General features: G+C 59.4%; 12 protein-coding genes. 7 read left to right on the forward strand and 5 right to left on the reverse strand.

Annotated elements, in window-relative coordinates; translation table 11 throughout:
- Positions 1 to 41 precede the first annotated feature (41 nt).
- Positions 42 to 1,532: a helix-turn-helix transcriptional regulator gene (locus AXG89_RS16315; RefSeq protein ID WP_062170868.1), complete on the forward strand. Its 1,491-nt coding sequence runs from the start codon at positions 42 to 44 to the stop codon at positions 1,530 to 1,532.
- Between the two features lie 107 nt (positions 1,533 to 1,639).
- Here AXG89_RS16315 and AXG89_RS16320 read toward each other — a convergent pair whose 3' ends face one another.
- Genes AXG89_RS16320 through AXG89_RS16330 form a run of 3 tightly spaced genes read right to left on the reverse strand, consistent with a single transcriptional unit; the run spans position 1,640 to position 5,113 of the window.
- Positions 1,640 to 3,022 carry an MFS transporter gene (locus tag AXG89_RS16320; RefSeq protein ID WP_062170870.1) on the reverse strand — a complete coding sequence of 461 codons (1,383 nt, stop codon included), beginning with the start codon at positions 3,020 to 3,022 and terminating at the stop codon, positions 1,640 to 1,642.
- A 48-nt stretch (positions 3,023 to 3,070) separates the two neighbouring features.
- Positions 3,071 to 3,955: an isocitrate lyase/PEP mutase family protein gene (locus AXG89_RS16325; protein ID WP_082771483.1), complete on the reverse strand. Its 885-nt coding sequence runs from the start codon at positions 3,953 to 3,955 to the stop codon at positions 3,071 to 3,073.
- A gap of 45 nt (positions 3,956 to 4,000) precedes the next feature.
- Positions 4,001 to 5,113 (reverse strand): TauD/TfdA family dioxygenase, encoded by a 1,113-nt coding sequence (locus tag AXG89_RS16330; RefSeq protein ID WP_062170871.1) that lies wholly within the window; start codon positions 5,111 to 5,113, stop codon positions 4,001 to 4,003.
- 137 nt (positions 5,114 to 5,250) lie between these two features.
- On the opposite strand from AXG89_RS16330, the gene AXG89_RS16335 reads away from it, so the two are divergent.
- From AXG89_RS16335 to AXG89_RS16360, 6 genes are all read left to right on the forward strand, one after another.
- On the forward strand, positions 5,251 to 6,129 hold the full coding sequence (locus AXG89_RS16335) for a LysR family transcriptional regulator (RefSeq protein ID WP_062170873.1): 879 nt from the start codon (positions 5,251 to 5,253) through the stop codon (positions 6,127 to 6,129).
- A 95-nt stretch (positions 6,130 to 6,224) separates the two neighbouring features.
- Positions 6,225 to 7,040: a MipA/OmpV family protein gene (locus AXG89_RS16340; protein ID WP_236873449.1), complete on the forward strand. Its 816-nt coding sequence runs from the start codon at positions 6,225 to 6,227 to the stop codon at positions 7,038 to 7,040.
- A 9-nt stretch (positions 7,041 to 7,049) separates the two neighbouring features.
- Positions 7,050 to 7,727: a response regulator transcription factor gene (locus tag AXG89_RS16345; protein ID WP_062170875.1), complete on the forward strand. Its 678-nt coding sequence runs from the start codon at positions 7,050 to 7,052 to the stop codon at positions 7,725 to 7,727.
- A gap of 25 nt (positions 7,728 to 7,752) precedes the next feature.
- Positions 7,753 to 8,475: a response regulator gene (locus tag AXG89_RS16350; protein ID WP_062170877.1), complete on the forward strand. Its 723-nt coding sequence runs from the start codon at positions 7,753 to 7,755 to the stop codon at positions 8,473 to 8,475.
- Positions 8,468 to 9,829, forward strand: a complete 1,362-nt coding sequence (locus AXG89_RS16355; protein ID WP_062002965.1) for a sensor histidine kinase — start codon at positions 8,468 to 8,470, stop codon at positions 9,827 to 9,829. Before AXG89_RS16350 ends, AXG89_RS16355 begins: the two co-directional genes overlap by 8 nt.
- A 404-nt stretch (positions 9,830 to 10,233) precedes the next feature.
- Positions 10,234 to 10,818, forward strand: coding sequence for a DUF308 domain-containing protein (locus AXG89_RS16360; RefSeq protein ID WP_062170879.1), 585 nt, complete (start codon positions 10,234 to 10,236; stop codon positions 10,816 to 10,818).
- A 52-nt stretch (positions 10,819 to 10,870) separates the two neighbouring features.
- Here AXG89_RS16360 and cysC read toward each other — a convergent pair whose 3' ends face one another.
- Positions 10,871 to 11,473, reverse strand: coding sequence for an adenylyl-sulfate kinase (gene cysC / locus AXG89_RS16365; RefSeq protein WP_062170881.1), 603 nt, complete (start codon positions 11,471 to 11,473; stop codon positions 10,871 to 10,873).
- 41 nt (positions 11,474 to 11,514) lie between these two features.
- Positions 11,515 to 12,654 (reverse strand): hypothetical protein, encoded by a 1,140-nt coding sequence (locus AXG89_RS16370; RefSeq protein WP_442861754.1) that lies wholly within the window; start codon positions 12,652 to 12,654, stop codon positions 11,515 to 11,517.
- Positions 12,655 to 12,730: the final 76 nt, after the last annotated feature.

Raw genomic sequence — 12,730 nt, forward strand, 5'->3', positions numbered from 1 at the left:
CAGGCGGCATGGCCGCATCGGCATCCAGGAAGAACCCAACCATGAACGACCGCGTGCTGCGTACCGAGACGGACCGGCGTCAGCTCCAGCAGATCATTACCGGACTGACCGAGGGCGTCATCCTGATCGAGCCGGATCAACGCATTTTGTGGGCGAATGAGGCTGCTCTCGGCATGCATGGCGTGGAAAATGTGAGCGACCTCGGCAAAGACGTGGGGGAGTATCGGGAACGGTTCCGGCTTCGCTATCGTAACAACCATATTCTTTCGAATGGGCAGTATCCAATCGAGCGCGTGATCGCGGGAGAATGTTTTAGCGACGTAGTGGTCGAGGTATTCCCCGCAGATGACGACTCGGTCAACTGGGTGCATCGGGTGCGCAGTCTCGTGCTGACGAACAGCCAGGGCGAACCGGACTGTCTCGCCCTGATCGTTCACGATGCGACTGAATGGGCAAGCGCCGAACAGCGCTTCGAGAAGACCTTCAATGCAAACCCGGCACCTGCGGTGATCTGCCGGTTGAGCGATCAGCGCTACATGAAGGTCAATCAGGGGTTCCTGGAGATGACGGGTTACGTTCGCGAAGACGTCATTGGCCGATCAGTGTATGAACTCGATGTATTCGAAAACGCCGAGAAGCGGGGCATCGCAATCGAACGCCTGAGCCAGGGCGCGACCATCCCCCAAATGGAAGCGGAGCTGAGGCTTCCGGACGGCGGTTTGAAACCCGTCGTGGTGGCGGGACAACCGATCGATATCGGTGAAGAAGACTGCATGCTCTTCACCTTCATGGATCTGGAACCGCGCAGGAAAGCAGAGAGCACACTGCGTCAAAGCGAGGAGCGGTTTCAGAAGGCTTTTCGCATGCTGCCGGTCCCCAGTGCCGTTGTGACCGCAGACGAGTTCGTGATTCTCGATCTCAACGAGGCCTTCACTGTAACGACGGGCTATGCGGCCGAAGACATCATCGGTCGGGCAGGCGCAGATGCGAACGTCTGGATGGGTGATGTCCGCAGCCGACTCGCAAGTCTGCTCGAGAGCGGCACCGGGGTGCGCAACGTCGAGTTCGACGTACGGAAGAAGAATGGCGAGACGATTCGCTGTCTTGTTTCGGCGGAATCAGTCAGCATCAATCGGCAGGATTGCGTGTTGATGGCGTGGCTCGATATCAGTGAACGAAAGCGCTCGGAAATGGAACTCGTCGATGCCATCGAAGCGGTCATGCAGGATGCATCCTGGTTCAGCAAGACCTTGATCGAAAAGCTGGCGAATGTCCGGCGTGCCAATGCGCCGGGAACGTCTGCTGGCCGACTCGATGACCTGACCGCACGGGAGCGCGACGTATTCGATGCCCTGTGTGAAGGGCAGGCCGACAAGGAGATCGCCAAGCACCTCGGTCTCGCATTGAACACGGTTCGTAATCACGTGGCGACCATCTACGCAAAACTCGATCTTCACAGTCGCAGCGAGGTGCTGGTCTGGGCGCGCGAGAATTCTTACTTCGGGCTTGCTGATCGCAAGAACAACAGGTAGCTCATGGTCGTTTGAGTTCTGGACTTGCCGGAAGATGAACATCTAGCCGTGGTGTACGGTGCTACCCGGCTTGCGTGGTACGGCACTCGTTGCCTTTAAAAGCTGGACTACTGCTGCGATAGCCGGGCACCTTCCGGCTCGAGCGGGCCGCCCTGCTCCTCGATTGCCTCGAGCGATTGCGAGCGTGTCTCGATGCCGAACGCGAGCACCACGAGTGCCTGGACCACCAGCAATGCCGCGACGCTGAAGGCGACGTATCGAATGCCACCGGTGCGGTACAGGAGCAGCGTAATGCCGGGCGCGCAAAACGACGCAATCCGTCCGAGTACGGCGCAAAAACCGTTGCCCCGAAGCCGGTAGCGCGTTCCGAACAACTCGGGAATGTAACAGGCAACAGCCAAAGCAACGATTGCATATAGGCAGCAAAAAAGGAGAAAGCCCATTATTGCGGCCATCATCGGCGAGCTCGAGAGCGCGTAGCTCACGCCCATTGCCGCGCCGATTATCGATGCGATCGCGATGCATCGGCGGCGTCCGAAGCGGTCAGTGCAGATGAGACCGATACCCGCGCCTATTGGACCACCCAGCGACATCACCATGCTGTACCCAAGCGATGACGACAGGCTGAGGCCCTGCCTAAGCAAAAAGGTAGGCACCCAGGTGACGAAGCTGTAAATGGCGATGCCAATGACAATCGATATGGTTGAACCGACCAACGTACGCGTCCAGACTTCGCTTGAAAACAGCACAGACAACGGCGGCGTCGGCTCGAGGTCCGGGGGCGTGCCCGACTGCACGGGCGCCCGATAACCCTTGCCATGCACTTCTTCCTCGATGCGGGTCACGATCAGATCGGCTTCTTCCAGCCGGCCTTCGCTTGCGAGCCAGCGGGGCGACTCAGGCATCGATTTACGCGCAACCCAGACAAGCAACGCACCCGCGCCGGAGACGAAAAACATGGAGCGCCAGGTCCACAACGGAATCAGGAAATAACCCGCGAGCGACGACACGAACAGCGCGCTGTTGGTCACCAGCGCGAGCAATGCGGAATAACGGCCCCGCTGCTTCGGCGGCGTCATCTCGATCAGGGTCGAATATCCAACAACGATCTCCGCACCAAGCCCGATACCCATCACGAGCCGACACGCGATGAGCCACGGCATGGAAGGCGCAAAGCCCGCCGCCAGTGACGCAAGACCGAACACGAGAAGATTCGCCTGATAGGTGAAGCGGCGGCCAAAACGGTCGCCGAGCATGCCCGCCAGCGTCCCGCCAATCGCCATGCCGACAAACGTGGCTGATATGAAATAGCCGTTGAGCTGCAGGTTCGACATGCCGCTATGGACCAGCGCACCGAGCACGGAGCCGGCAAGCGTGATGTCGAAGCTGTCGAAGAACATCCCTGCCGCAATGAGCCACAGCATGCGCCGGTGAAAACCGCTGAGCGGCAGCGCGTCAAGGCGCAAGCCAATGGATGCCGGGGATGCCATGTTGTCTCCTGTTTGTTTTTCTGTTTTGTTGCGTCGTTGTGCGTGGCGTCAGCGCGGTTTATCGATGAAACGCGTACGCAGCGCGTCCCAGTCGTCCGAACCCATGCGCTGGAAACGTTCCTTCGCGCTCAGTGCGCTGGCTGCAAGCGGGGGCATGCCGGTTGCGGCCAGCGCCGCCAGTTCCTGCTCGCATACCCGCATCACGCTTGCCAGCAGCAAGCTTGGCAGGATCGCTAGCCGATAGCCCATCTCGCGTACATCGTGCAGCGAGATGTCGGGCGTCTTGCCGCCCCGGACGATGTTGAAGAGACAAGGACCATTCACGCGCCGCGGAATCGCGGCGATTTCGTCGAGGTCGCGCGGCGCTTCGACAAACGCGAGGTCCGCTCCCGCAGCGAGCGCGGCGTTTGCACGCGCGATTGCATCGTCGAGACCGGAGACGCTGTTCGCATCGGTCCGCGCAATGATCACGAAATCCGGATTGCGACGGGCAGCGAGGGCGGCACGGATCTTGGCCACGAACTCTGCGGCGGGTACGAGTTCCTTGCCGTCGAGATGACCGCAGCGCTTGGGCGACACCTGGTCCTCGATATGAATGCCCGCGACGCCCGCCTGCTCGTAAGCGCGTACGGCCCGCGTCACGTTCAGCTCGTTGCCAAAACCAGTGTCGGCATCGGCGATAACCGGCAGGGTGGTGCACGCGACGATGCGCGCCGCGTTCGCAACCATCTCGGTCATTGTGAGCAGTCCATAGTCGGGCAGACCGTAGCTCGCGGCCGTGCCTGCGCCGGTCATGTATAACGCGGTGAACTTCGCCTGCTCGGCGAGCCGCGCCGTGATGCCGTCGTAGACGCCAGGCGCTACCAGCATGTCGCCCGAGCTCAGGTACTGGCGTAGACGTGCCGCAGCGGGGACCTGATTGTTGTCGTTCAAGAGCTTAGTCTCCGAAATGCCCGATAGCGGACCGCGCGTTGAAAATCAGGCCGCGCTGACCGGCGATGATGTCGGCGTCCATTCGCGCAGGCTCATGCCCATGAGCGCCGCCTGACGTTTTTCATACGCTTCGAATGCCTGCGAGCGAGCGCTTCCGCGCAAGCCGCCGCGCACTGCGCCAGCGCGTATGTCGCCGAAATATTCGAGCCAGTTTTCCGGCAGCGGCTGCGCGTTCGGGATGGACAGCCACAGACGCAGCAGATGACGCTTCATGTCCGGCTCCTCGTAGTCCTCAAAGCCGGTTCGGGAATGGATCGTGACGTAGTTGTTGAGCAGTTGCAGGTCGCCACGCTCGAGCGACATCGAAAAGCAGAAGCGCGGGTCCGTCATCGTTTCATCGAGCAGATCCAGTGCGGCGGTCTGAAGGGTTGAAAGACGCGGAACGTCGTCGAAATCGCGCTGTGCTGCGACGATATTCTTACGGTTCGTGCGCATGGCGAAATGCTCCGGCTGGTCGCCAACGATCGGGCAGCAATAGTAAGGCGGCTGGGCCGGGTCCTGAGCGCCTTGATAGCTGAAATAATAAGGTCCGCGCAACGCATTTGCGAGTTCTGGATGCTGGCGCTGCATATCCTCGAACACGGCGATCGAGCTGACGACCTTGCTCTCGCCGCCCGTTCTCGCGGCTCGACGGCATAGCAGGCCGACTACATCGCATGAGTCCATGTGGAAATCAAGTGATGCGTTCGTGTTGTAACCCCGGCCGTTCGTGGTCTTGTACGAGGAACCTACATCGCGTACATCGTTGAGGATGTCGCTCGCGCGGTTTTGCGTGCGCGCCACACCGATGTGCAGGCCCATGCCCCAGTAAGCAAGACGGGTGTCGTCCTCACTCCATCGGTCCACTGGAAAGCCTTTCAGCAAACACATGCCCCAGCGGCCCTGGGTCGTATCCACCGCGCGTTGCAACGCGTTCCGAGACACGGCGGTCAGCGGGAAATCGTCGGGGGTCATCTCAAGAAGGTCGCGGCCGAGCGTTTTTGCATGCGCGAGTGCGACGTCGAATCCGGCCACTTCGTCGGCGCTCAGACGCTGCATCCAGGATGTGTCGTCTTTCGCGTCGGTCGCGAGCCACGGAACGGGTCTGAAGCTGTTCATTGCTGTCATGTCTCCGGCTGTCTGAATTGTCAGCGGCGGGATGGAGTGAACTCCCGCTGCATATCTTGCAAAAAGTATAGGCTCGGCGGATAGTCAATAAAAGTGACTTTATTTCACTCCTTAGATAAGAGATCTTGATGAAACTGGAAGCGTTCGAAACGCTTGGAGCGGTTCTCTCCGAGGGTTCGTTTGCCGCTGCCGCGGCCGCGATGAACCTTACGCCGAGCGCGGTGAGCATGCAGATGAAACATCTCGAACAGTATCTCGGCCAACCACTGTTCAGGCGTGCCGGCTTGCGCGTACAACCGACCGTAATGGCGCATCAGGTGATTGCCGCGATGCGCGAGGGCCTGCAACAGATCGACGTGCTGAGGCGTCGCAATACCGTCGTCGTGGAAGGAACCATTCGGCTCGGCCTGATTGAATCGATCCAGCCCATGCTGCTGCCCGGGACCATGCGCGTGCTCCGGGATACCCATCCGCGACTCCTGCTGAGGCCGCAGCGGGGACGAAGCGCGGGTTTGACGGCCGACGTCAAGGCAGGTGTGCTAGACGCAGCAGTGGCCGCGCAGCCCGAGAAGGGGAGAGTGGCCGGACTGATCTGGTATCCGCTGTTAAAGCGGGAACTGGTCCTGATCGCGCCGCCTGATGCCAAAGCCGCAACCGTGTACGAATACCTCCGGCATTACGACTGGATTCGCTACGATCGCCAGACGACGACGGGAGCAATGGGCGCGCGTTACGTTCGTGAGGTGATGGCTGAGAAGCGCAGCGCGCTCGAGCTGGACAGCGTGACAGCGATTGTCGCGATGGTGAGCGCCGGGCTTGGCGTGTCCGTGCTGCAGGTGGTGGATCCGCGTGTCTGCGAGCAGTACCCGGTCAAAACGATCCGTTTCGGCGCGTCGCCGCCAACCTTGCAGTTGTCCGTGGTGACCCGCAAGGATGACGCAGATAGCCGGCTGTTGCTGGCCGTTCGTGAGGCGCTGAGCCTTGCATTGAAGACCACAAGGCCATAGGCAGGCGATAAGCAACCGGCGTTGCAGGTAAGTAAACAGTAAGTCACACCGTTTTAAAGTCGGTCCCGTTTTTGCCATTTAACCAGGGATCGACAGTGAGAAAGAATGTATGCGGCGAATATGCGTTGCTGCTGGCCTTTGCTTCAATGCTCGTATCAGCGCCGGTCTGGGCCGACGGGGCAGGCGCGCAGCCACCTGACGCGGACGACTCGGGTTTCACCGTGTTGAGCAACGCGACCAACGTCACGCATTGGGGATTGGGAGCCGGTTTCGGATACCAGCAGGCGCCGTACAAGAACTACGGCTCGAAGTTCGACCCGATCCCTTTATTCTTTTTTGACGACAAATGGATTCATGCTATCGGAACGACTATCGATTTCAAGGTCGGGACGTGGCACAACGTGAGCTTTACCCTTCGCGGTCAATATGCGCTCGGGGACGGGTACGAGGGCTCGGATGCATCCAGCCTCAACGGCATGCAGACACGCAATAGCGCGTTCTGGTATGGGCCGGCACTGGCGTGGAAGACCCGTTTTGGAACGCTGACTGGCGACGTGCTCGAAGGCGGGAACAAGGGGCAGAAGGCGAGCGTCGATTTCGGCAAGCGCATTGACTACGGCAGTTTCTCCGTTGAACCGCATGTAGGGGCCGAATGGCTGAGCAGCAAGTATGTCGACTACTATTACGGCGTCCGCTCGTCGGAAGTCCGCGCCGGACGTCCAGCTTACTCGGGCACATCGACATATGACATGTCGGCTGGCGCGCGCTTCGATTATCGGTTCACGCGCCAGCAGTCTGTCACGCTCGACGTCGGCGCGAAGCATCTTGGAAGCGGCATCACGGATAGCCCTATCGTGGGCAAGCGCTTCATTCCCGAAGCCAGATTCGGCTATCTGTACCAGTTCAATTGATCGGGTGATATGTCACGAGTCGCACTCATAGAAGATCATGTCCGGTTGTCGGCAATGATCCGGCAGGCGTTGCTGGGCGCCGGCGTGGAGACCGATACCTTCTGCACGCTATCAGAGGCCGCGTATGGCATGAGCCGGGGCGATTATGCGGTGCTGGTTGTCGATCGCGGATTGCCGGATGGCGATGGCCTCGCTTTCCTGAGAAACCTCCGCGCCGCTGGACAGATGACACCTTGCCTGATGCTCACGGCCCGCGACGCGTTGCACGATCGTATCGACGGGCTGGAAAGCGGCGCGGACGATTACGTGACCAAGCCGTTTGCGATGAGCGAACTGGTCGCGCGGGTTCGCACGCTGATGCGCAGGCCGCAGGAGCTCACTGCGCTCATCCAGGCCTTTGCCGATATTTCCGTCGATCCGCAGCAGCGCGCATTGCGATGCGGCGAGCAGTCGATCGTGCTCGCGCCCGCCGAACTCCAGATCATGCTGACCTTGATGAAAGTAGCCGGCCAGACCGTGCGGCATGCGGCCCTGGAGCACGCTGCTTGGGGACTTGCGGAAGCGGTCACGCCAAACGCGCTGGAAGTCACGGTGCATAGACTGCGCAAGAAGCTTTCCTCGATCAACGCAAGGACGCGTCTTGCCAACGTTCGCGGCGCGGGTTTCGTGTTGCAGGCGCCGGCCTGAGGCGGAGGTTTTTCAAGGAGGTTTGATGAAGCGCCTGATTCTTGTAGTCGATGCCGACCCCGGCTGCCGCGACGTGTTGCGCAACCGTTTTCACGCGGCGGGCTTCGACGTATCAGTCCTCTATGATGCAGCGGGGATCGCACATCGGCTGACACTGGAGAGGCCCGCGTTGGCGCTCGTCGCAAGCGGTCTGTGCATGAGCGGCGGACTGGCCGAGATCAAGCGCTTGCGCAATAGCGACGACGACTTGCCCGTCATCATGCTGGGTGAAGGGGACGACGCCACGGAGCGCATCGTCGCGCTTGAATGCGGTGCGGACGATGTCGTGTCGAAACCGTTCAATGTCGATGAAGTACTGGTCAGGGCCCGCAATGTTCTGCGCCGTGTCGGGCATCGGCCGATTCGGGAGCCGGCGTGCGGAATGCCTTATCGGTTCGATGGTTTCAAGCTCGACTTCCTGGCGCGCAGCCTGAGCTTTCAAGAGCGGCCCGTTGCACTCTCGGAAACCGAATATTCGCTTCTGAAACTGCTTGTCTCCTCGCCCGGCCGGGTGATTTCGGTCAGTGCCATAGCACAGATGATGGATTCGCGCGTACTTGACTCGAGCGTTCGTATTTGGGTTCACAGGCTGCGCTCGCGGATCAGGCTGGCCGCGGGCGCATGCGAGCAGATACTCACGGTTCAGGGTCAGGGTTATGCGTTTCACCCTTGCGGGAATGCAGAATCGAACGGCGCCCAACATGTTTAGGTACTGGGTCCGCAGCCTTTCGGCGCGACTATGGCTCACCAGCGTGACGGCGCTGGTGATCTGCCTCGGCGTGATCGCTGCGATCACCATGTACACGTTCAGTCATTCGCCTCCGCGGATGTTGCAGCGTCACGCCGACATTCGCGCCGCGCAGCGCATCGTTGACGGACTGCGTTTCGACAGCCACGGACAGCCAGTGGCGGTCGCGCTCGATGAGCAGAGCGCGTGGCTGTTCAACGTCGCGACGAACGACCTGATGTACCGCGTGCTCGATGACCGCGGTCATTTGCTTCTGGCGTCGGGCAAGGCAGCCGGCGGCGAACAGTGGGAGAAGGGCAATCCTGCAGAGGAGAGCCGTGAAGATCGCGAGGTGTCCATAAACGGGCGGCCGTTCGACCTGGTGACGCGAGAAACGCAGCGCGGCAACGCGCGGTTCGTGGTCCAGGTTGCAACGAGCGTCGCGTTCAACAAGGCCGTGCTGAGCATGAAGGTCAAGCCGATTCCCGGCATAGTGGGATGGACCATCGCGCTTGCCACGATCATTTTTGGTCTGACGCTGACATTCACCGTGCACCGGCTGCTTCGGCCGCTGAGGGCGGCATCTCGCGCCGCGGCGTCGATCACGCCGTCCAGTCTCACGATGCGTCTTTCCGACAAAGGCATGCCAAGCGAAATCAAACCATTGATCACGGCGTTCAACGACGCGTTGTCGAGGCTTGAGAACGGTTTCATTGTCCAGCAGGCTTTTCTGGCGTCGGCAGCTCACGAGTTGCAGACGCCTTTGACGCTGATCCGCGGACAAATCGAGTTGCAGCCCGGGATCGAAAAGAAGGAACTGATCTATCGCGAGATCGACCTGATGGCGAGGCAAGTGCGTCAGTTGCTGCACCTCGCCGAAGTCAGCGAGTCGCAAAACTTCGTGTTCAGCGATGTCAACTGGGCCGACGTAGCCGACGATGTCGCGGGCTACTTCGCCCTCAAGGCCAGCACGGAGAATGTATCGCTTGAGCTAGACTCGCCCGTCATTGCCTCGGTCATCAAGGCTGATCGAAGCGCGTTGTTTATCCTGCTCAAAAATCTCGTGGAAAACGCGATCAACGTCACGCCTGCGGGCGGCAGGGTGACGGTATCGGTGGACGGCAGTTCTATCCGGGTGAGCGATGAGGGTCATGGCATTGACCCGGAACATCTGCCATTCTTGTTTCAGCGTTTCTGGCGCGCCCCTGATGTCCAACACGATGGCGCGGGTCTCGGCCTTGCAATCTGCAAGGAGATTGCCGGTGCTCACGGCTGGCAGATCAACGTGAGACGGTTGCAAGTAGGAACAGCTTTCAGCGTGGTGTTCAACGCTTGAAGAGAAGCGGTCGTTACCCGGCTGCGCACGGTGGATTTTCCCTCGTGTGATCATCGAATCGACGTTGCGAAGGTAACAGGGCGTCCCGGTCGACCATCCCCGCAAAAAGCGCCTCTGCCTTGGTTGCCCCCTCAGTTGCGCATTTGAAACGCCAACCAAGGCGCCCGTCACCACGAATCCGCTCGGTCCTGCCTTGGCGGTCTTCGATCAACACAAACACCCCACCTTTGGAGCGCATCGGTCATTTGACCGATACCGACAAGACAAACCGAATGCCATGATCTCCACCCATGCAGGCCTACTTGTCGCGATAACGCTGTGCGGTCCTGCCGACAGCCCGTCACAGCGAGCGCCTGGCGTGTCGCCACGGCGACGCGGCCGATCAAATTTCAAAGGGAATTTCAATGGCTACTCGTCTTTCAGATACCACCGGCCTTCAGGATGAGCGGTGGCTCAAACACTACTACCTCACACGTGCAGCGTTTTCCGCGGTGTGGGTCGCGCTCGCGTTCGCCGTCGGTCAGCATGCCGCAGCGATCGGTGCGGCATTGCTCATTGTCTATCCCCTGTGGGACGCGCTGGCTAATTACATCGACATGTCGCGTAGCGGTGGGGCGCGCGAAAACCTCACTCAGGCTTTCAACGTCTTTGCAAGCCTGGTAATAGCAATTGCGGTGATGATGGTATTGAGCGTCGACACACGCCTGATTCTTGACGTATTCGGAGCCTGGGCCGTTCTATCCGGATTGCTTCAGCTCGCTACTGCCGTGCGCCGCTGGAAGCGGTTTGGTGCGCAATGGGCAATGATCTTGAGCGGAGGCCAGTCGGCGCTGGCGGGCGTGTTTTTTATCGCGCAGGCCCATTCAACAGCACCTCCCGCGATTATCAAAATCGCCGGCTATGCGGGTGTCGGTGCGATCTATTTTCTCGTTTCGGCGTTGTGGCTAGCCGTCGGGCAGATGCGGCGCAAGGTTGCATCGACGCACTAAAGAACTGGTTCAACCCCGGGCGTCTTTCTCGAGGAGCCTGGTATAAAGCGGCTTACTCATGGATCAACCGCTGAGTAATCAAGGTTATTGCATCAGCTATCGAGCATTGAGTGGTGTCGATGCGAACGTCGGGAGCGATCGGTTCCTCGTAGAGGGAATCGATACCCGTGAGATTCTTGAGCACTCCCTGTCTTGCGAGCTTATACAGTCCTTTAGGATCGCGGCTTTCAGCGATTGCAACGGGAACATGTACGTGCACTTCCACGAACCGATGAGACCCGGCAGTGAGCCGTGCGATTTGCCGATCTGCCGAGAAGGGTGAAATGGCGCAGACCAACACCAGCAGCCCGGCGTCAGCCATCAGCCGAGCGACTTCGCTCAACCGCCTGATGTTTTCATGTCGATGCTCATCGGAGAATCCAAGATCCCGGCATAGCCCGGTACGCACGGTGTCGGCATCCAGTAGGAAACTGTGTTTGCCGGCGTCATGGAGCGTAACTTCGAGGGCGTCGGCGAGGGTGGACTTTCCAGCCGCTGGCAAGCCGGTGAACCAGACTATGCCAGGTTTCTGCCCAAGCAAGTCGGAGCGGTCGTCGACGCCGACTGAAAACGCATGACGGTGAACGTGAGATGAATTGTCGGTTGGCAAGTCCATCTGATCTCCTCATTGCTTATGCCACTATGAATGACCCTGCGTCAGTAGTAGCGCCACTGTTCTGACAGTTCTCGAGCGAGCACCAGCTTTTCCTTAATGAGCTCAGCACCGTCCGTCCCAGGTCCCGATGCACCTCTTTTCGATACCATGAAACCCAATGCTGAGGCGTGAATGGATTTGATCGAGCGTCCGTCGATTCCCTTCATGAGCGAAGCATTACCCTTCATCTGTGCAACGAGATCTCTTGCAGCGCTGAAGTCCGGCGTTATTGCGACCTGGCCTCGAACTTGTGCCCGTAATGCCAAGGCGTATTCGGGAGACTGTCCCAGCCGGTCAACATCGACCAGCAAATCGGCTTCGTCGGCCGAGCGCATTGCAGACAGCATCCACACCGCTAAAAACGCTCGATATGCGTTGTCGCCGTCGACCGTACGCACGAACTGCTCGCAGGCCGCAGCATATTCATCGATCGAGGTGACGGGAGCGGGCGGCAAGCGAACGCCGCACACTTCAATGACCTCTTTGACGATAGGCTCGTTTTGATTAAGGCCCAATATCCGAAACGGAGCAGCAACAAAGAAGGGATTGCTCCATTGCTGATGAAGCAACCATCCAGAGGCAAACTGCGATGCGGGATTTCGCAGGACGACTGCGTGCATCACCTCAGGAAACGCGTCCTTTAACCATGGCAACCGGCCAAGGGATCGACAAAATTTGAAGACAGGTATCTTTCCCTGCTTCCTTGTCTGGTCGTGGAGGCTCTTCAGGTACGCTTGCAATGTTGAGAAGGCAGCATCCGCCACGGGTCCGAATCGATCCGCACTAAAACTTTTTCGATAGCCCGCCACACCATGTAAGTCGTCTCGAATGAACGGCCTATATTCGGTGAAATAAGGCGCTGTAAGTTTCGGATGACCCGAAGTCCAGGTCGGCTCTAAAGCGGGTATGTCAGCGGCTCGCAGGTCGGCCAGTATGGGGTGAAGCGGTTCATAGAACGCCGTCACGGTCTGCAAGGCCCGAAAGCGAGACCATACCCACGTTCCCGCGCTTCTCCAGCCGGCATGCAGAAAAATTCCACCCGCCGGTCCTTTCTCTCGCATGACAGTTTCCTGACTGCGGGGGTCTGCGGATGTCTGCTCCTTGTCATCGGTGATGTGCGAAGCACTGTTTGATGGATGCATCATCAGCTTTCTCTACAGTCCGAAGGGAAGGGTGTGTTTTGCGCGATTAAAGGACTAAAGGCTTGCAATGAGAGCC

The organism is Burkholderia sp. PAMC 26561, assembly GCF_001557535.2.
Lineage (GTDB): Bacteria > Pseudomonadota > Gammaproteobacteria > Burkholderiales > Burkholderiaceae > Caballeronia.

What these genes read in the sequence shown, in the direction of transcription:
- AXG89_RS16345 (WP_062170875.1), top strand. Translation starts at nt 7,050, where the DNA reads ATGTCACGAGTCGCACTCATAGAAGATCATGTCCGGTTGTCGGCAATG.
- AXG89_RS16320 (WP_062170870.1), bottom strand. Translation starts at nt 3,022, where the DNA reads ATGGCATCCCCGGCATCCATTGGCTTGCGCCTTGACGCGCTGCCGCTC.
- AXG89_RS16315 (WP_062170868.1), top strand. Translation starts at nt 42, where the DNA reads ATGAACGACCGCGTGCTGCGTACCGAGACGGACCGGCGTCAGCTCCAG.
- AXG89_RS16355 (WP_062002965.1), top strand. Translation starts at nt 8,468, where the DNA reads ATGTTTAGGTACTGGGTCCGCAGCCTTTCGGCGCGACTATGGCTCACC.
- AXG89_RS16370 (WP_442861754.1), bottom strand. Translation starts at nt 12,654, where the DNA reads ATGCATCCATCAAACAGTGCTTCGCACATCACCGATGACAAGGAGCAG.
- AXG89_RS16335 (WP_062170873.1), top strand. Translation starts at nt 5,251, where the DNA reads ATGAAACTGGAAGCGTTCGAAACGCTTGGAGCGGTTCTCTCCGAGGGT.
- AXG89_RS16360 (WP_062170879.1), top strand. Translation starts at nt 10,234, where the DNA reads ATGGCTACTCGTCTTTCAGATACCACCGGCCTTCAGGATGAGCGGTGG.
- cysC (WP_062170881.1), bottom strand. Translation starts at nt 11,473, where the DNA reads ATGGACTTGCCAACCGACAATTCATCTCACGTTCACCGTCATGCGTTT.
- AXG89_RS16350 (WP_062170877.1), top strand. Translation starts at nt 7,753, where the DNA reads ATGAAGCGCCTGATTCTTGTAGTCGATGCCGACCCCGGCTGCCGCGAC.
- AXG89_RS16330 (WP_062170871.1), bottom strand. Translation starts at nt 5,113, where the DNA reads ATGAACAGCTTCAGACCCGTTCCGTGGCTCGCGACCGACGCGAAAGAC.